Source organism: Kitasatospora sp. NPDC093558 (assembly GCF_040683475.1).
GTDB lineage: Bacteria > Actinomycetota > Actinomycetes > Streptomycetales > Streptomycetaceae > Kitasatospora.
The window spans coordinates 1-18,395 of sequence record NZ_JBFBDY010000103.1 but is presented as its reverse complement, the minus strand read 5'-3'; the positions used below and the strand labels follow the sequence as shown (position 1 = coordinate 18,395).

Sequence of the window (18,395 nt, the reverse complement as noted above, 5' to 3'; positions counted from 1 at the left end):
GTCCGTGCCACGGGCACGGCGTGGACGGCGGAGCCCGCCGCCGCCCTCTGGGCCGAACCGGTGGCCGCGCAAGTGCGGCGCGCCCTCGCGGCGCAGGCCGTCCCCTACGAGACGCGCCCGGCCGGGAGCGACCTCCTCTTCCTGGACGTCACCCTGCTGGGCCCGACGAGCGCCGGCCCCACGGCGGACGCCCCCGGGGCAGCACCGCGCCTCCTGGCCCGCTGCGGAGAGGACGGCCCGGTGGTCGCCCTGCGCGCCGCCCACGACCATCCGGGGCTCGCGCACCGTGGGAACCTGGCCCTGCTCGCCGCCGCACCGGGCCTGCGACTGCGGGTGATCGGCCGCCTGGAGCGCGCGGCCCGCCCCGAACTGCGCCTGCTCGCGATCGGCACACCCGAGGCCGAGGTCGGCGCCGGCGCCCCGACGCTCGCCCTCCCCGCCGACCGGGCCGGCCGCGTCAACCTGGGCCTCGAACGCCTCCAGGCCGCCGACGTCCCCGCGACCAGCGCCGTCCCGGACAGCCCCGACGACCCGTCCGACGCCCCCGTCGACCCGCCCGCGCACCTGCTCACCCGCCGGATCGAGCAGGCCGTCACCTCCGGCCGGAACGTCCTGGCCCCAAGCCCGACCACGACCGCGACCGACGGCGCCCGGCTGCGCGAGGCCGGCCTTGCCACCGCCGCCGACCTCCTCGACGCCCTCCGCACAGCCGCGACCGACCACCGCCGCGACGTGTTCGGCCGAGTGATCCCCGACGACCACCGCACGTTCACCACCACTTGGCTGGCCGCCGCCCACTACACGGAGGCCCTCGCCACAGCCCTCTGCCAAGCCGCCTGGACCCCACCCGAGGCACCCGCATGACGAAGGCGCCACCCCGACCTCCGCCAACGCCGACGCCCCCGGGAGACACCCAGCCACATCGAGGGCCATAGCGGCAACCCCTCCGGTGGGCCCGGGGCCGGGCTCCCGTTCCCGCGTGCGACGGGTGGTTGCCGCCACGCGCGTTGCCCTCCCGCACGCTCGCACTGCGGGCGGCCGGTGGGGTCCGCGCTCGGCTGCCATTTCCGCGCGCTCCGCGTCCGCGCCACCGCGCGCGTGGCTTGTTCCTGCCCGCGCTGCGGCGCTGCGGGCGGCCGGTGGGGCCCGCGCTGAGCTGCTGTTCCCGCGCGCTCCGCGTCCGCGCCACCGCGCGCGTCGCTTCTCCCTCCCTGCGCCGCCCTCAGCCATCCACGCCGGGTTCCCCTCCTACACCCCCCGGCGGCGTCAGGGCCAGGCCTGGTAATTGCACAGACAGGTAATCCGCGTGGACTGTCATACTTGACCAACGAGAGTCCGAGCCGCGCGAGAGGGAGTCGAGCCATGGGGATCCGCGACGACGACGCCGAGATCCGGGCCGGTGGCTGGCGTACGCTCGCCGCGTTGCACGGGTTGATCGACGCGGCGTTGGAGAAGGCGCTCCAGGGGGAGCACCGGCTCTCGGTGGTGGAGTACACGGTGCTGGACGCGCTGTCACGCCAGGACGGTTGGCACATGCGGATGCAGCAGCTGGCCCGGGCGGCGGCGCTGAGCAGCAGTGCGACCACCCGGCTGGTGTCGCGGCTGGAGGACCGCGGGCTGCTCAGCCGCTACCTGTGCGCGGACGATCGCCGCGGGATCTACACCGAGCTGACGCCGGAGGGCCGGGAACTGCTAACCGCCGCCCGCCCGGTGCACGACGCCGGCCTGCAGGTGGCGTTGGCCCAGGCAGCCGAGGTCCCGGAGCTCGCTCCGCTGGTTCGTGCGCTTGCGGCTCTGGAGTCCCCAGCCTCCGCCTGACGTAATCCGGCCAGCCGGTCCCGTCAGCGGCGGCCGGTGAGGGCGTCGCGGCGGACGCGGTCGAGCAGGGCGAGGAGGAGTTCCTTGCTGGAGGTCCGTTCCCGTACGTCGCAGAGGACGACGGGTACTTCGGGGCCGAGGTCGAGGGCGTGGCGGACGTCCTCGGGGGTGGCGTCGCGGCGGCCGTGGAAGCAGTTGACGCCGATGGCGAACGGGATGCCCCGCTGCTCGAAGAAGTCGACGGCGGCGAAGCTGGTTTCGAGCCGCCGGGTGTCGGCGAGGACGATCGCGCCGAGGGCGCCGAGAGCGAGGTCGTCCCACATGAACCAGAAGCGGAACTGTCCGGGCGTGCCGAAGAGGTAGAGCACCAGGTCGTCGCGGACGGTGATGCGGCCGAAGTCCATGGCCACGGTGGTGGTGGACTTGTCCTGGACGCCTTCGAGGCTGTCGACCCCGATGCTGGCGCGGGTCATCCGCTCCTCGGTCTGGAGGGGTTCGATCTCGCTGACCGAGCCGACCATGGTGGTCTTGCCGACGCCGAAGCCGCCGGCGACGAGGATCTTGACCGCGCCCGGCACGAGGCTCTGGGTCGTCAATTCGGTCTCCTGGGAGGGGAGTGGGAGGTGCGGGGTGCGGGGACCGCCGCCGGTTCTAGAGTCACCGGTTCGAGAGTCACCGGTTCAGAGCCGGCGGACCCCCTCGATCACGGCCTGGATCAGGGAGATGTCCGGCGCCTCGGCGAGCTGGACCGGGGCGCGGGTGAGGATCATCCGGGCTTCGGCGAGGTCGTCGAGGAGCACCTTGACGACGCTCACCGGGAGGTCGAGCGTGGCGGCGATCTCGGCCACCGCCAGCGGCCGTTCGCGGCACAGGTCGATGATCGCGGCCGGTTCGGGGGTGAGCCGGCTGGTGTCGGTGCGGGGGTCGGCGGTGACCACGAGGGTGATCAGCGCGAAGCCGTCACGGACCGGGCCGGTGCGCCCGTTGGTGATCGCGTAAGGACGGACCAGGTGGCCTGCGTCCTTGTCGAAGAACCAGGCCTCGTCGGCGTCGGCGGTCACGCACCGCCACCCACGCCGACCTGGCCGGCGTCGCTGCGCGGCGCGGCGGTGAGGTACTCGCCGACCTGCTTGACCAGCATGTTGATCTCGTAGGCCATCAGCCCGGCGTCGACCTGCTCGCTGGTGAGCACGGCGAGGCGGGCGCCCTGGCCCGCGGTGGTGACGAAGAGGAACAGCTGGTCCATCTCGATCACGGTCTGCCGGACCCGGCCGCCGTTGAACCGGTGGCCGGCGCCGCGGGCGAGGCTCTGCAGGCCGGAGGCGACGGCGGACAGGTGCTCGGCGTCGGCCCGGTCCAGGCCCTGGGACAGGCCGACCAGCAGGCCGTCCTCGGAGAGGACGATGGCGTGCCGGGTCTCGGGTACCCGCGCCACCAGCTGGTCCAGCAGCCAGTTGAGGTCGCGCTGGGTGTCGGTGTGCTGCGTCATCACTGCTGTTCCTTGGCTTCCTTAGCGGCGGGAGGCGCGGCCGGTGCGGAGGGTGTGGTGGGTGCGTTCGGCGCGATGGGTGTGGCCGGCGTTGCCGGCGTGGCGGGCGCGCCGGGCGCGTCCGGTTCGGGGGTGGCCGCGCGTGCGGTCCGGGTGCCGCGCTGGATGGCGGCCATGGTGGCTCGGGAACGCTGGGGGGACGGGTCGCCGGCCTCACCGCGGGCGTCGTCGCCGTATCCGGTGCCGCCGTATCCCGCAGTGCCGTACCCCGCAGTGCCGTAGCCCGCGTCGCTGTAGACGCTGCTTCCGTCACTCCCGCCGTACCGGGGGCCGGCAGGGGCGGCGGGGCGGGTGAGGCCCGCCGCGGTGCCGGGTGCGTTGGCCTCCCGCAGCTGCTCGGCGAGGCTGGCGTTGCGGACCCGCTGCGGTAGGACGCGCGGGGTGCGCAGTTCGCCGTCCGGGCCGTGCGTGAACGGGGTGTCGGCCGCGCGCTCGTGGGTGGGCGCGGTCCGGTCGGGGGAGACGGTGCCGAGGTCGGCCTCGGCCTCGGCCTCGACCTCGACGTCGGCGGTGACACCCGCGTCGCCCCCGTCACCGCCGCCGAGGCTCTCGGCGAGGTTCTCGGCCATGTCGTCGTACGGGCGCGGGTACACCGGCCGGGGGACCACGACGGCACCGGGCAGGCCGGGGATCGAAGCGCCCACCACCAGACCGCCGTTGGCGGGCCGACCGCCCTGCGCGTCGTCGGTGTCCTCGCCCACGGGGAACTGGGCGAGGAGCTCGCTGATGACCGAGCCGGAGCCACCGTCGGCCGGAGACACCGGAGGCACCTCAGAGACCGGAGGCACCGGAGGCACCTCAGAGACCGGAGGCACCGGAGGCACGGGAGACGCCGGAATCGCAGGCGGAGCCGGAACAACGGGCGGTATCGAAGGCGCCGGAGGAACAGGAGGAACAGGAGCAACAGCGACGTCGTCCGACGCCGCCGGCTCCTCCACCAACTCGCCGTCCAGCACCCCGAGATCGTCCGCCGCAGCCGCCGCACGCGGCCCCGGCACGGGCGTGCGGGTGACGCGCGCGCCGGAGGGCAGCCCGGGCACCGCGGCCGGCTGCTCGGCCTTCTCCAGCAGCACGGCCGGCACCAGCACGACGGCCCGGGTGCCGCCGTAGGGCGAGGGCCGCAGCGTCACCTGGATCTCGTGCCGGGCGGCCAGGCGCGCGACGACGAACAGGCCGAGCCGCAGGTCGTCGCCGAGGGCGGAGACGTCCAGCTCGGGCGGGTTGGCGAGGTAGTCGTTGAGCCGCTCGTACTCCTCCTCGCTCATGCCGAGGCCGCGGTCCTCGACCTCGACCGCGAGCCCCTTGGGGACCTCCTGAGCGGAGACCTGCACCTGGGTGTACGGCGGGGAGAAGGTGGTGCCGTTCTCGATCAGTTCGGCGACGAGGTGGATGACGTCCGCGACGGCCTGCCCGCTGAGCGAGGCGCGCGGCACGCCCTGGACGACGACGCGCGAGTAGTTCTCGGTCTCGGACACGGCGCTGCGCAGCACGTTGACGACCGGAACGGCGTTGCGCCAGCGGCGGGCGGGCAGGGCGCCGCCGAGGATGACGAGGTTCTCGGCGTTGCGCCGCATGCGGGTGGCGAGGTGGTCGACGGCGAACAGCTCGCGCAGCAGCTCGGGTTCCTCGTGCTCGCGCTCCAGCGCGTCCAGCATGCTGATCTGCCGGTGGATCAGGATCTGGGTGCGGCGGGCGATGTTGAGGAAGACCTTCTTCGTGCCCTCGCGGCCCTGGGCCTGGTGGACGATGGCGGCGACGGCGGCCTGGCGGACGGCGGCGAGGCCGTCGGCGATCTGCTGCGCCTCGTCGCCGGTGCGCCGGGACGGGGACCAGGTGGGCGGCACGGGCACGGGCTCGCCGGAGCGCAGCCGTCCGACGACGGCGGGCAGTTCCTGCTGGGCGAGGGCGAGGGTGTCGGCGCGGAGTCCGGCGAGGCGGGCCGACAGCGTGCGGGCCGCGCGGATGCCGCGGATCAGGCTGACCAGCAGGACCACGGCGACGGCGGCGGTGCCGGCGGCGAGCGCGGTGGTGCGTCCGGCGTCGCGCAGCAGGTAGGCGGCGTAGCCCCAGGCGGCGGCGAGGCCCAGGCTGGGGACCAGCACGAGGGCGAGGAGCGAGCTGCGGAGGGAGCCGGACCGGCCGGCGCGGTGGCCCGTGCGGGGGGCCGATATGCCTGGCATCTGATTCCTTGTTGCTGGGCCGAACGGCGGTGGTGACCCGCGCGCGGTCCGGCCGGGGCTTCAGGGCGCCACGGACGGGGGTGCCGGACGGGGTGACGCGGTGTCGGTGACGCAGTATCGGTGACGCGGTGTCGGTGACGCGGTGTCAGTGTCCGGGCGGGGTGCAGCACGGCCGCCGACGGCAGGAACGCTACCAGTCCGGGGTGCCCTCATTGCAACATCAACTGACGATATGTGAACGGGTGATGGCAGAGACGAACATCGGCCGTCACATCGTGCGCTGACGGATCGTCGCAGGTCGAACGGCTTTCCCGGACGAGGGGACGGCTCCCCCGGGAGGCCTGGGGAGCCTCCCGGAGAGCCGTCAGGAACAGGTCAAACGTCGGTATGCTGAAGGGTCGGCGACAGAGACATCGGCGGCCGGGGCCGAGTGGACCGGCGAACAGGGGTGGTCGGTCCGATCAAGGCCGGCGAGCCGGCGCGTCCCCGCGCCTCACCCCGCGAGGGGCATCGTGATCACCTCTCCGCCGCGGCGCTCGGCCTCCTCCTCCAGCTGCGCCTCCCGCTGGGCCAGTTCGGTCCACGCCCAGCTGGCCGGCCCGGACAGCTCCGCCGACCACTGCTTGCCGTAGGTGCCCGAGGCGAACTGCCCGAGCCGCAGCCGCTGGATGTCCGAGGTGCCGGCCGGCGGGTAGACGTGGGTGGCGTCCCGCTGGTAGCGCTCGATGTTGAAGTCGGCGTGCAGGCCGCGGGCGGCGTGGATCTCCATGGCGTTGCGCGCCGAGTCGAGCGCGTACTCGGTGTTGATGAGCTTGGCGTTCATCAGCTCGGCGTCGCAGGCCTTGCCGCGGTCGAGCAGGTGGGAGGCGTGGTAGGCGGCGAGCTTGGCGGTCATCAGCCGGGACTGCATCTCGCCGAGCTTCAGCGCGATGTTGGGCAGCTGGTTGAGCGGCTTGCCGTACAGCACCCGCTCCTCGGCGAAGCGCGCGGTGTCCTCGACGATCGCGATGTGGATGCCGAGGGCGACGGCGGCGAGGTTGAGCCGCCCGTAGAGCGTGGAGGAGGAGTAGGCGATGTCCAGGCCCTGGCCCTCGCGTCCGAGGCGGTTGCCGACCGGGACGCGGCAGTCCTCGAAGACGATCTCGCCGAAGCTGAAGCCGTGCAGTCCGCTCTGGGAGCCGAGGGCGCCGGTACGGAAGCCCGGGCGGTCGCTCTCGACGAGGAACGCGGACAGTCCCCGGCTGCCCTGGTCGGTGCGCAGGACCACGCCGTGCACGTCGCCGATGTGGGAGTTGCCCACGAACCACTTGCGCCCGTTGAGGACGTACTCGTCGCCCTCGCGGCGCGCGGTGCCCGTCATGCCGAGCACGTGCCCGCCGGAGTCCGGCTCGGTGACGGCGATGGTGGGCAGGGACTCTCCGGAGGCGAACTTCGGGAGCCACTTGCGCCGTTGGGCGTCCGAGCCGTAGTGCAGGACCTTGGCGACGCCGAGCTGCGAGGCCTGGGCCACGGCGCCCATCGCCCCGCTGACCCGGGCCAGTTCCTCGACGATGACGGTCTTGGCGAGGTGTCCGAGCCCCAGCCCGCCGAAGACCTGCGGGATGGTCACGCCGATCCAGCCCCGGCGGGCGATCTCGCGCGACAGTTCGAGCTCGACCTGCCGGTCGGCCTCCATTCTGGCCACGTGCGGACGTATCTCCTTCTCCGCGAACTCGCGCACCTCCGCGCGGAGACTCTCGTGGCGCTCGTCGGTGAAGTAGTCCATGGTCATGCCGGGGTCCTCTCGTTTCGGGGTGTCGTGCCTCCGTCCGTGCCGTCGATGCCGCGCCGGCCGCCGCTGCGGTGGGGTGTGGGGAGTGTGGTGGCGGCCGGTTGCCCGTGATCGCCCCTTTGCAACCGGTGCATGCGGAACTCCGAACGGGTTCCCCGGGGGTTGGGGCTACCGTCCGTGTCTTCGGCAGGGCTCATTGTCATATGGGCATAACGACGCCACCCAGAGCCGATCTTGGATTGGCGCGAAAAAGATCGTCCGAAATCCGCCTGGTTTCGCCACGCGGCCGGATGGGAAGTGATCTTCGTCCACGCGGCGACCTGCTGAGCGGCCGCTCACATGCGGGTTTGACTGTCCATCAGCAAACAGAACGACCCCGCCCGGGGGCGCCGAACCCCCCGGATGTCTGATTACATGTGCGCCATGACTGATGTGATGAGCACTCAAGGCCAGTTCCCGGGTGCCGCCGGCGAGTCCGAGCGGACCCGCAGACTGCGCACCCTCGGTCTCAACGAACCTTCCGCGGACGAAGCCTTCGACCGCTTCGCCCACCTGGCGGCCAGCATCACCCGCGCTCCCATCGCGATGGTCAACTTCATCAACGACGAGCGCCAGATGTTCCGCGGGCTCTACATTCCGCCAAACTCCTCCGACACGGCGTCCGACGACGGCGCTTCCTGGGCCGACCGGGGCATCGCCTTCGACCTCCCGACGCGCGAAATGCCGCTGAGCCACGGCTTCTGCCCCCACGTCGTCGCCCAGCGCTCCCCGCTCGCCCTCGACGACATCCTCGCCTACCCCCGGTTCGCCGGGAACCCGGTCGTCGACGAACTCGGCGTGCGGGCCTACCTGGGCGCCCCGCTCGTCGACGACACCAACACCGTCATCGGCACCGTCTGCGTCCTCGACCGCGAACCCCGCCAGTGGGGCCGCGAGCGGCTGCGCGACATCCAGCACCTCGCCGAGGCCCTCCTCTCCGAGATCCGGCTGCGCGACACCCTGCTCGCCCAGCAGCAGGAGATGTTCGCCGCCTTCGACGGCTCCCCGTTCCCGATCATGCTCACCGACGGGCCCGGCCAGGAGATCCGCTACGCCAACGCCCAGCACGCCGAGACCTTCGGCGCCCCGGTGGCGTACGGCGCGATCGGCGCCGCCTACCCGCAGCTCGGCGCGGCCGGGCTCCAGCAGGCCGTCGCCGAGGCCTACCACACCGGGCGCACCACCGTCCTGGGCGACGTCCGGATCCAGTCAAGCCGGCCCGACAGCCAGCGCGGACAGCAGATCTTCAGTTTCACCTGCACCCCGATGCGCACCGCCCGCACCGGCCAGGTCAACGGTGTCCTCACCGTCGGCATGGACGTCACCGCGCAGTCCCGCACCGAGGAGGAACTCGGCACGCTGGCCGCCCTGCTGGTCGACCGGCTCCAGCAGAACGGATCCGGCGCCCGCCCCGGCATCGCCGGGGAGAGCGGAATGGTCCTGCCGGGCTGAGCGCCCGAGCGGCCGTTCGCGGCACCACCCACCGCACCAGCCCGCACCCGGCTGCGCGGTCGGACGTCCGGCTGGACGGACGCCCGGGCGTACGACGGGAGCACGACGGGACGCACCACCGGACGTCCGGCTGGACGGACGACCGATCGCACGACCGGACAGCACGACGCACGACCGTACGTACGACCGGACAGCACGACGTACGACCGTACGTACGACCGGACACCACGACGCACCACGCGTCACGCAAGGCCGGACCGTCCAGTGTGGCGGGGCGCCTCTCACCCCCGAGGAGAGGCTCCCCGCCACACTGCCGTCCGGGCACGGACCCGGGCACGGACACCGCGGCCCCTTGCCACCCCCGCCACCGAGCGGGTGAACCGCCCGCCCCCGCGCGCCCGTTCGGGCCCGACCGGCCGCCCGCGGTGGTAGGCATGGGCCGCATGGACTGGTTCGCCGCCCCCGACTACTGGCTGAGCCGGCTGCTCGTCCAGCGGATGCTCGCCGGCCTCTACCTGATCGGCTTCCTCAACGCCGCCGCCCAGTTCCGCGCCCTCATCGGCAGCGACGGCATGCTCCCGGTACCGCGCTTCACCGCCCGCGTCCCCTTCCGCCGGTCACCCAGCCTGTTCCACCTCCACTACAGCGACCGTTACTTCGCCGCCGTGGCGTGGACCGGGGCCGCCGTGGCCGCCGCCCTCGCCGCCGGACTCGCCGACGCCGTCCCGCTCTGGGCCTCCCCGCTGCCGTGGGTCGCGCTCTGGGTCCTCTACCTCTCCATCGTCAACGTCGGCCAGACCTGGTACTCCTTCGGCTGGGAGTCCCTCCTCCTCGAAGCCGGCTTCCTCGCCGCCTTCCTCGGCAACGCCGACGCCGCCCCGCCCGCACCCGTCCTGTGGCTCATGCGCTGGCTGGTCTTCCGCGTCGAGTTCGGCGCCGGACTGATCAAGATCCGCGGCGACAGCTGCTGGCGCGACCTGACCTGCCTGCGCTACCACCACGAGACCCAGCCCATGCCGGGGCCGCTCAGCTGGTTCTTCCACCACCTGCCCGACCCCCTCCACCGCGTCGAGGCCGCCGCCAACCACGCCGTCCAACTCGTCGTCCCGCTCTGCCTCTTCCTCCCGCAGCCGGTCGCCACCTACGCCGCCTGCCTGATCACCGCCACCCAGCTGTGGCTGGTCGCCTCCGGCAACTTCGCCTGGCTCAACTGGCTCACCATCGCCCTCGCCCTCGCCGCCGTCGACCCCGCCCGCATCGGCCTGCCCGTCCACGCCCGCACCTACCCGGACACCCCCGCCTGGTACGAAGCCCTCGTCCTCGCGCTCACCGCGGCCGTCGCCGTCCTCAGCTACTGGCCCGTACGCAACCTGCTCTCCCGCCGCCAGGTCATGAACCGCTCCTTCAACCGGCTCCACCTCGTCAACACCTACGGCGCCTTCGGCAGCATCAACCGCCTCCGCCAGGAAGTCGTCCTCGAAGGCACCGCCGAACCCGTCCTCACCCCCCACACCGTCTGGCACGAGTACGGCTTCAAAGGCAAACCCGGCGACGTCCGCCGCCTGCCCCGCCAGTACGCCCCCTACCACCTCCGGCTCGACTGGCTCATGTGGTTCGCCGGCATCTCACCCGGCTACGCCCGCCCCTGGTTCCTGCCCTTCGCCGCCCGCCTCCTCACCGGCGACCCCGCCACCCTGCGCCTGCTGCGCCACAACCCCTTCCCCGACACCCCGCCGACCCACGTCCGGGCGACCCTCCACCTCTACCGGTTCACCGATTGGCGCGAACTGCGGCGAACCGGCGCGTGGTGGCACCGCACCCCGCTGTCCGAGTACCTCGCACCCGTCGACCTCGCCGCCCTCGCCCGCGCCGGCCACCGCCCACCCCCCGGCCGGCGCACCCGCACCGTCCCCCTCGACCGCCTGCGCCACCCCGACGGCCGACCCCACCACCCGCCCGGCCCCGCCCACGGCCACCCGCCCGGCCCTCCCGAGTAGCGTCCACGCGAGCGGTATGGCACGCGACACCGGCCCGTCGGACGGTGGGTGCGTGCAACGCTCGAACGGGCACCCGTATTCTGGGCGTCCACAACCGGCGGCCCGACCGCGCGCCCCCCGCCCCGGCCCCGGGGCACCCCGCGCAAACGGTCCGCCGCCCCCTCGCCGCCAGCCCCGCCGCCGTCGCCCAGAACCGGACCTCACATGACAGTGCTTCACTCGCGCAACGCCGACGCAGCCGACCCGGCGGACGTCGCCGACGCCGCAGACGTCAAGGACCCCCAGGACGCCGCCGCGGAGAGCGACCTCCGCGAGGACCTCGGCCGCTACGCCGACCTCGGCGCCTTCACCCTCACCACCGACACCCACGCCTGGTACGCGGCGCTCGGCACCGTCGCCACCCCCGAGGACGCCCGCGCCGCCAGCAGCGCCCTCGCCGAACTGCGCGGCCACGACCTCACCCAGACCTGGGAGGCCGTCACCGCCATCGCCGCCGACGCCAAGCTCGACGAGCCCGGCACCGTCGCCAAGACCGTGCTCCTCGTCGAACTCCTCCAGCGCGTCCACCGCACCTCCGCCACCCTGACGGCCGCCGCGTACGACGCCGACCTCGACGCCCTCGCCGCCGCCACCGCCGACAGCGCCTGGCGCCGCGAGCGCGGCATCAAGCTCTCGTGGCTGCGCGCCCGCGCCCTGCGCAAGCAGGCCACCGCCCTCGCCACCGACCGCCGCACCCGCCGCGAGGACCTCCACGAGGCGCTCGCCTCCGCCGAGATCGAGCGCCGCGCCTGGGCCGCCCTCGACCCCAGCGGCACCCTGCCGACCGCCCCCGGCGACGGCCTCCTGGTCGAGCGCACCGCCCAGGCCTTCGACGCGATCAACGCCGGCCTGCGCGAACTCGCCCGCGTCCTGCCCGACCACGACCTCGACGGCCTGCCCTTCGTCGACCTCGTCGACCTCGTCGAACGCCTCGCCGCCGACGAGGGCACCCTCTACCGCCTGCCCACCATCCACAGCCTGCGCGCCACCCTGGAGGAGGCCGGACTCGGCGACCTGCTCGCCGAACTCGCCGCCGCCAAGGCCGACCGCCGCGCCGCCGACGCCGCCTACGCCGCCCGCCAGGCCCTGGCCGCCGGCCAGCGCGACGGGCTGGCGGAGACGGGGGCTCCGGCGGGGGAGGACGTGGTCGAAGGGGCCGCTGCCGAGGCGGAGGTTGAGGTCGAGGTTGAGGCCGAAGCCGAGGCTGAGGCTGAGGCTGAGGACGTCACCGAAGCCGAGACCGTGACCGAGACCGAGGACGTGCCGTCCGCCGTCTCCCTCCCGGCCCCGTCTCCGGCCGCCGACGACCTCGTGGCCGCCGCCGCTGCGGCGCTCGTCGAGACGGAGGACGCGCCGGTCGAGGCCGTCGAGGAGACGGCAGTTGAGGCCGCGGCCGAGGCTGAGGCTGAAGTGGAGGAGCCGGAGGCCGTTGAGGTCGAGGTGACCGCCGAGCCGGTGGAGGTCGTCGAGGCTGAGGTCGAGGTCGTCGAGCCCGAGACTGCGACCGAGGAGATCGCCGAGGCTGTAGTCGAGGCGCCGGTTGAGGCCGTCGAGATGCCGGTCGAGGCTGAGGCTGAGGCCGAGGTCGAGGAGCCGGAGGCTGTCGAGGCCGAGGTGACCGCCGAGCCGGTCGAGGTCATTGCGGAGACGGCAGTTGAGGCCGTCGTCGAGGAGCTCGTCGAGCCCGAGGCCGTGCCCGAGGCGGAGCCCGTCGCCGAGGCAGAGGCGGTGGAGCCGGACGCGATCGTCGCCGTCGAGCCCGAGGCCGTTGAGCCCGAGACCATCGAGCCCGAGGCCGTCGTCGAGCCGCTCGCCGAGGTCGAAGCCCCTGCCGAGGCTTCGGCGGAGGCTCCCGCCGAGACGACCCAGGAGGCCTCCGAGACCTCCGAGGCCTCCGATGTCCCCGAGGCGCTGGTGGCCGTCGAGGCCGAGGTGACGGACGAGCCCGAGGTCGCCGCCGAGCCGGAGCCCGAGGCCGAGCCCGTCGCCGAGGCTCCGGCCCCGGCCGAGGCCGAGACCGTCGCCGAGGCAGAAGCGGTGGAGGCCGAGCAGCCCGCCGAGCCGGCGGCGCCCGCCGGTCGCCCGGCGAAGCCGGACTTCACGCCCGGGCGGCCCGTGACCGCCTATTCGGCCGACGAACTGCTGGAGGTCGTCCGCTGGGTGGACGGCGACGGGGTCGAGCGCAGCGAGGAGGAGCTGCTGCGCGCGGCGATGAAGGAGCTGGGCTTCGCCCGTCTCGGTCCGCGCATCAAGGAGGCGCTGGGCGCCGCCGTCACCGCCGCCCGCGCCTGACGGACCCACCGCGACGCCCGAGGGGCCCGGAACGCCGACGTGCGTTCCGGGCCCCTCGGCCGTCCGCCCGCCTCAGCCGGCCTTGTTCCAGGGCTGACCGGCCATGAGCGCCTTCACGTTGGCGACGTAGCCCGGGTTCGGGATGACGAGGCTGCCGACGGTCTCGCCGGTGGCCGGGTCGGTGGCGGTGTTGTAGTGGACGTTGCCCGCGCCCGCGTTGTACGCGGAGATGACGAGGTCGAGCAGCGGGGTCTTCCCGGTGGCGGGGTCGGGGGAGAGGTCGTACGTGCCGCCGAAGCCGGAGTCGCCGAAGTACGCGACCAGCCAGTCGAGGAGCTGACTGCCGAGCTGGACGTTGCCGGCGAGCGTCTTCGGGTCGGAGGTGGTGCCGAACTTGGTGTTCATCCAGCTGACGGTGTTCGGCATGACCTGCATGGTGCCGATCCCGCCGTCGCACGCGAGGATGCCGGACTGCCAGCCGCTCTCCTGCCAGGCGATGGCCTTGACCAGGTTGACGGGCAGCGGCGGGAGCTTGTCGGTGCCCCCGCTGCTGAGGGTGAGCGTGCGTGCCTGGCCCGCCGCGGCGGTGAGCGCCGTGCCGACGGCGTCCTTGGGCTCGTCCGGCTGGGGCTTGCTCGGCTTGCAGCTGCTCTGCAGCGGCGGGGTGTGCGGGCCTTCGGGCGCGGGTGGCGGCGGGGGCGCGACCGGGCCGGGCTTGGCGGTCGGCACGGGTGCGGCGGTGACGGGTGCGGCCGCGGCCGGGGCGGGCGCCTTCTCCGCGCTGCCGGTGGACGGCTTCGCCGTGCCGGGCTTGGCGCTGCTCACCGTCGGACTCGGGCTCGGACTCGCCTTGGCCGACCTGCTCGCCGACGCGCTCGCGCTCGGGCTGCCGGTGGTGCTCGCGGCGGGCGACGGCGTCGCGCTCGCGGACGGGCTCGCGGACGCGCTCGCGCCGGCCGTGTCACTGGGCGAGGCGCTCGCGGTCAGGGCCGTCGTGCTCGGCGCCGCGTGGGCGCCGTTCGTCGCGGACTCGGTCCCGCAGCCGGCCAGGACGGCCGTCGAGACGGCCGCGGCCGACACCATCACCAGCGCGCGCCGGGATGTGCTCACTGCCATGTGTGGTTCCCCCCACTTGATCGCCGGTCGTCCCGGCGAGTGGCGGTCATCCTACGGGGGCGTGGTCCCGCCTTGTACGAACGGGTGGCCCAAGGCCGCGCCGAGCACCGCCGGGGCCTCGGCGAGCGAGGGCCCGTACCAGGTCAGGTGGCGTCCGCTGACCAGCGCCGACGGTACGCCGGGGAACGCCTCGGGGCCGTCCTCGGCGGTGAACCGGTACGGCTCATCCGGCAGGACCACCAAGTCGGGTTCGCAGGCGATCAGTTCGGGCAGCGGGACGGCCGGGTAGCGCTCGGCGTGGCCGGCGTGGACGAGCCGCACGCCGAGGCGCCGCAGCACGTCCCCGGCGAAGGTGTCGCGGCCGAGGACCATCCACGGGCGGCGCCAGATCGGCACGATCGCGCGCGGGCCGTCCGTTTCCCGGGTGCACCGCCGACCGTCCACCTCGCGCCACGCCGCCTGCGCCTCGTCCAGCCACTCCGGCCGCGGCAGGCCGCACGCGAGGGTCAGCAGCCGGTCCAGGGAGCGGAATGCGCCGTCGACGGTGCGGATGTCGGTGACCCACACCGGCACGCCCGCCGCCCGCAGGGCGTCGAGGTCCGGGCGCCGGTTCTCCTCGTCGTTGGCGAGGACGAGGTCCGGGGCGAGGGCGAGGATCCGCCGGACGTCCGGGTTCTTGGTGCCGCCGATCCGGGGGACGGCCAGTCCGGCGGGGTGGGTGCACCAGTCGGTGGCGCCGGCCGGCAGCTCGGGGGCCGTGGCGGCGAGCGACTCGGTCAGCGACGGCACCAGCGAGACGACCCGCCGCACCGGGCCCGGGCCGAGCCGGACGGGCAGGTCGAGATCGTCCCGCAGGACGGTGGGTTCGGCCATCGGGCCAGCCTACGCCCCGTCGGCCGAGCGCCCCGTCGGCCGAGCGCCCCGGGATCCGCGAGCTCCGCGAACTCCGCGAACTCCGCGAGATCCGTGGGAACCCGTCGCGCGTACCGCCCGACTACCTGGTCCGGGTCCGCAGGACGGGCCCCAGTACGAGCACCCACCAGGAGAGTTCCCATGCGCCCTCGCGTTGTCCACGCCATCGCGTCCGCCACGGCCGTCGTCGCCCTGTTCGCCACGGCCACGGCCTGCGGAAGCAGCGGGGGAGGGGGCGGTGGTGCGGACGCGAAGGCGACTATCAAGGCCGAGCCCGCGGGCTCCTTCCCCGTCAAGGTCGCCGACTGCGCGGGCCAGGAGACCACGATCGCCAAGGCCCCGTCGAAGATCGTCACCAGTAACGCCGCGAGCCTGGAGATGCTGCTCCGGCTCGGCGCCGGCGACCGGCTGATCGGCACCGGCTTCCCGCCCGGCAAGGGCAGCTTCCCGGCGGACCTCGCCGAGCAGGGCGCCAAGGTGCCCGTCCTTGGCGACCGGAGCATCCCCAAGGAGAAGCTTCTCGGCTCCGGCGCCGACCTCTACGTGGACACCTTCGGCGCCATGCCGATGATGGGCGGCGGCGCCACCGGTCCCAGCGCGGAGGAGTTCGCCGCGGCCGGCATCCAGCACGTCTACCTCCTGTCCACCGCGTGCGCCGGCACCCCGAAGGCCGCCAAGGCGCCGCGCACCGACCTCGCCCAGATCGAGGACGACATCCGCCGGCTGGGCGCCGTCACCGGCACTTCCGCCCGCGCCGAGGAACTCGTCACCGGCATGGAGAAGCAGATAGGCGACGTCCGGACCGCCCTCGCCGGCGTGCCGGACGACAAGCGGCCGAGCTACTTCGTCTTCGACTTCGACGCCGGCACCAAGCAGCCCACCGCCGTCTGCGGCCGCCAGGTCGCCAACGCCGTGATCACCCTCGCCGGCGCCCGCAACGTCTTCGCCGACTGCGACGCCGACTTCAAGCCCGGCTCCTGGGAGGACGTGGTCGCCAAGAACCCGGACTGGATCCAGCTGTCCGTCCGCAACCGGGGCAGCGAGGAGGCCACCCGCAAGGCCTACGACGACGCCGAGGCGTTCCTGAGGAGCTTCCCCGCCACCCAGGGCCTCAAGGCCGTCCAGGAAGGGCACTTCGTACGGCTCGGCTCCGAGGTGACCACCATCGCGGGCGTGCGCAACGCCGACGCCGTCCGGCAGATCGCCGCGACCGTCCACCCCGACCTCGTCAAGAACGGCCGGTAGAACGTGACTTCGTCCGTCACCGACGGGGAGTCCGGCACCACCGCCGGCGCCGGGGCCACTGAGACCGCCGGGACCGCTGGGAGCGGCGGGACCGCCGGGACCGCCGCCGCGGCCACCGACGCCACCGCCGCCGACCGCCCGGCCCGCACCCTGCGGGCCGGGCCGCTGGCCGCCGCCCTCGGCGCCGCCCTCCTCCTCGCCCTCACCGCCGCCGTCTCCCTCGGCGCCGTCGACGTCCCGCCCGGCGAGGTCTGGTCCGTCATCGCCCGCCACCTCACCGGACGCGCCCCCGAGCCCGGCACCCGCGACCTCATCGTCTGGCAACTGCGCGTCCCCCGCGCCCTGCTGGCCGCCGTCGTCGGCGCCGGACTCGGCCTCGTCGGCACCGCCGTCCAGGCCCTCGTCCGCAACCCCCTCGCCGACCCCTACCTCCTCGGCATCTCCTCCGGCGCCTCCCTCGGCGCCGTCGCCACCATCGTCCTCGGCACCGCCCTCGGCCTCCAACTCTCCTTCGGCAGCGCCCTCGGACTCACCGTCTCCCTCGCCGCCTTCGCCGGAGCCCTCGCGGCGTTCTCCCTCGTCTGGCTCCTCGCCCGGCGCGGCGGCGGCTTCTCCCCGCTGCGCCTGGTCCTCGCCGGCATCGGCATCGCCCAGTTCCTCGGCGGCATCACCAGCTACCTCGTCCTCCAGACCAGCGACGAACAGCAGACCAGAGGCGTCCTGTTCTGGCTCATGGGCAGCCTCGGCGGCGCCGTCTGGGCCCAACTCGCCATCCCCGCCGCCGCCGTGGCCCTCGGCCTCGCCCTGCTCCAGGCCCGCGCCCGCGCACTCAACGCGATGCTCATGGGCGACGAGACCGCCGCCGGACTCGGCGTCGACGTCACCCGGCTGCGCCGAGAGATCTTCGTCGTCACCAGCGTCCTCACCGGCGTGCTGGTCGCCGTCTCCGGCGCGATCGGCTTCGTCGGGCTCATGGTGCCGCACGTGTGCCGGCTGCTCGCCGGCGGCGACCACCGGCGCCTGCTGCCGCTGTCCGCCCTCACCGGCGCCCTGCTGCTCGTCGTCGTCGACACCCTCGCCCGCACCGCCCTGGACGGCCAGGAACTGCCCATCGGCGTCGTCACCGCCGTCCTCGGCGCCCCCACCCTGCTCTACCTGCTGGACCGACGACTGGAGCGCAATTGAGGATCGCCGTCGAGGACCTGAGCGTCGCCCTGGCCGGACGCACCGTGGTGGCCGGCGTCCACCTCGTCGCCCGGGAGGGCGAGATCGCCGGACTGGTCGGACCCAACGGCAGCGGCAAGTCCAGCCTGCTGCGCACCGTCTACCGGCACCTGCGGCCGAGCGCGGGGCGGATCCTGCTGGCCGGACGGGAGTTGGAGAAGATCGCGCCGGCCGAGTCCGCCCGGCACATCGCGGCCCTTCCGCAAGAACGCGGCGGCGACTTCGAGTTGACCGTCCGCGAGGTCGTCGCCATGGGACGCACCCCCTACAAGCGCGCCTTCGCCGCCGACGACGCCGAGGACCACCGCATCGTCGCCGACGCCCTCGTGCGCGTCGGCATGGCGGACGCCGCGGGCCGCCGGTTCGCCCAACTGTCCGGCGGCGAACGCCAGCGGGTGCTGCTCGCCAGGGCGCTCGCCCAGCAGCCGGACGTCCTCGTGCTGGACGAGCCGACCAACCACCTGGACGTCCGCCACCAGGTCGAACTCCTCGCCCTGCTGCGGGAACAGCGCCGCACCACCCTGGTCGCGCTGCACGACCTCAACGCCGCCGCCTCCGTCTGCGACCGCCTGCACGTCCTGCACCGCGGCGCCCTCGTGGCCTCCGGGGAGCCGCGCGACGTGCTCACCGCCGAGCTGCTCGCCGAGGTCTTCGGCGTGCGGGCGGCGGTGGTCGAACACCCGCTCACCGGCGACCCGTTGATCGCCTTCGACCACCGCACACCCGTATCCTCGGTCCCTTCGCCGGCTTCTTGAGCGACC

The 18,395-nt window shown here is 73.9% G+C and carries 14 protein-coding genes and 1 pseudogene; 8 read left to right on the top strand and 7 right to left on the bottom strand.

Annotation, left to right across the window (positions count from 1 at the left end):
• Both AB0O00_RS13505 and AB0O00_RS13500 read left to right on the top strand, forming a co-directional pair.
• Positions 1 to 864: pseudogene (locus AB0O00_RS13505) on the top strand (hypothetical protein); the annotation flags it as partial.
• A 498-nt stretch (positions 865 to 1,362) separates the two neighbouring features.
• The gene (locus AB0O00_RS13500; protein WP_363651257.1) at positions 1,363 to 1,818 is read left to right on the top strand and encodes a MarR family transcriptional regulator; all 456 of its coding nucleotides are present in this window, start codon (positions 1,363 to 1,365) and stop codon (positions 1,816 to 1,818) included.
• 23 nt (positions 1,819 to 1,841) lie between these two features.
• Here AB0O00_RS13500 and AB0O00_RS13495 read toward each other — a convergent pair whose 3' ends face one another.
• The 5 genes from AB0O00_RS13495 to AB0O00_RS13475 form a co-directional block, all read right to left on the bottom strand.
• Positions 1,842 to 2,414, bottom strand: a complete 573-nt coding sequence (locus tag AB0O00_RS13495) for an ATP/GTP-binding protein (RefSeq protein ID WP_363651255.1) — start codon at positions 2,412 to 2,414, stop codon at positions 1,842 to 1,844.
• 84 nt (positions 2,415 to 2,498) lie between these two features.
• On the bottom strand, positions 2,499 to 2,879 hold the full coding sequence (locus tag AB0O00_RS13490; RefSeq protein ID WP_363651253.1) for a DUF742 domain-containing protein: 381 nt from the start codon (positions 2,877 to 2,879) through the stop codon (positions 2,499 to 2,501).
• Entirely contained in the window at positions 2,876 to 3,307 is a 432-nt protein-coding gene (locus AB0O00_RS13485; RefSeq protein WP_363651251.1) for a roadblock/LC7 domain-containing protein, read from the bottom strand. The genes AB0O00_RS13490 and AB0O00_RS13485 overlap by 4 nt, the downstream gene beginning before the upstream one ends.
• Positions 3,307 to 5,547 carry an ATP-binding protein gene (locus AB0O00_RS13480; RefSeq protein ID WP_363651250.1) on the bottom strand — a complete coding sequence of 747 codons (2,241 nt, stop codon included), beginning with the start codon at positions 5,545 to 5,547 and terminating at the stop codon, positions 3,307 to 3,309. The genes AB0O00_RS13485 and AB0O00_RS13480 overlap by 1 nt, the downstream gene beginning before the upstream one ends.
• 493 nt (positions 5,548 to 6,040) lie before the next feature.
• On the bottom strand, positions 6,041 to 7,312 hold the full coding sequence (locus tag AB0O00_RS13475; protein WP_363651262.1) for an acyl-CoA dehydrogenase family protein: 1,272 nt from the start codon (positions 7,310 to 7,312) through the stop codon (positions 6,041 to 6,043).
• 429 nt (positions 7,313 to 7,741) lie between these two features.
• Here AB0O00_RS13475 and AB0O00_RS13470 point away from each other — a divergent pair, with 429 nt between their 5' ends.
• From AB0O00_RS13470 to AB0O00_RS13460, 3 genes are all read left to right on the top strand, one after another.
• Positions 7,742 to 8,809: a GAF domain-containing protein gene (locus AB0O00_RS13470; protein WP_363651248.1), complete on the top strand. Its 1,068-nt coding sequence runs from the start codon at positions 7,742 to 7,744 to the stop codon at positions 8,807 to 8,809.
• 443 nt (positions 8,810 to 9,252) lie between these two features.
• Positions 9,253 to 10,806: a lipase maturation factor family protein gene (locus AB0O00_RS13465; RefSeq protein ID WP_363651260.1), complete on the top strand. Its 1,554-nt coding sequence runs from the start codon at positions 9,253 to 9,255 to the stop codon at positions 10,804 to 10,806.
• Positions 10,807 to 11,010: 204 nt separating this feature from the next.
• Positions 11,011 to 13,137, top strand: a complete 2,127-nt coding sequence (locus AB0O00_RS13460) for a hypothetical protein (RefSeq protein ID WP_363651246.1) — start codon at positions 11,011 to 11,013, stop codon at positions 13,135 to 13,137.
• 72 nt (positions 13,138 to 13,209) lie between these two features.
• Here AB0O00_RS13460 and AB0O00_RS13455 read toward each other — a convergent pair whose 3' ends face one another.
• Together AB0O00_RS13455 and AB0O00_RS13450 are read right to left on the bottom strand one after the other, a co-directional pair.
• Positions 13,210 to 14,253 carry a lytic transglycosylase domain-containing protein gene (locus AB0O00_RS13455; RefSeq protein ID WP_363651244.1) on the bottom strand — a complete coding sequence of 348 codons (1,044 nt, stop codon included), beginning with the start codon at positions 14,251 to 14,253 and terminating at the stop codon, positions 13,210 to 13,212.
• A 51-nt stretch (positions 14,254 to 14,304) separates the two neighbouring features.
• Positions 14,305 to 15,126 carry a helical backbone metal receptor gene (locus AB0O00_RS13450; RefSeq protein WP_363651242.1) on the bottom strand — a complete coding sequence of 274 codons (822 nt, stop codon included), beginning with the start codon at positions 15,124 to 15,126 and terminating at the stop codon, positions 14,305 to 14,307.
• 180 nt (positions 15,127 to 15,306) lie between these two features.
• Here AB0O00_RS13450 and AB0O00_RS13445 point away from each other — a divergent pair, with 180 nt between their 5' ends.
• The 3 genes from AB0O00_RS13445 to AB0O00_RS13435 all read left to right on the top strand — a co-directional run bounded on the left by AB0O00_RS13445 (position 15,307) and on the right by AB0O00_RS13435 (position 18,389).
• The gene (locus AB0O00_RS13445) at positions 15,307 to 16,410 is read left to right on the top strand and encodes an ABC transporter substrate-binding protein (protein ID WP_363651240.1); all 1,104 of its coding nucleotides are present in this window, start codon (positions 15,307 to 15,309) and stop codon (positions 16,408 to 16,410) included.
• 150 nt (positions 16,411 to 16,560) lie between these two features.
• Positions 16,561 to 17,595 carry an iron ABC transporter permease gene (locus tag AB0O00_RS13440; protein WP_363651258.1) on the top strand — a complete coding sequence of 345 codons (1,035 nt, stop codon included), beginning with the start codon at positions 16,561 to 16,563 and terminating at the stop codon, positions 17,593 to 17,595.
• Positions 17,592 to 18,389, top strand: coding sequence for an ABC transporter ATP-binding protein (locus AB0O00_RS13435; protein ID WP_363651238.1), 798 nt, complete (start codon positions 17,592 to 17,594; stop codon positions 18,387 to 18,389). The genes AB0O00_RS13440 and AB0O00_RS13435 overlap by 4 nt, the downstream gene beginning before the upstream one ends.
• Positions 18,390 to 18,395 lie beyond the last annotated feature (6 nt).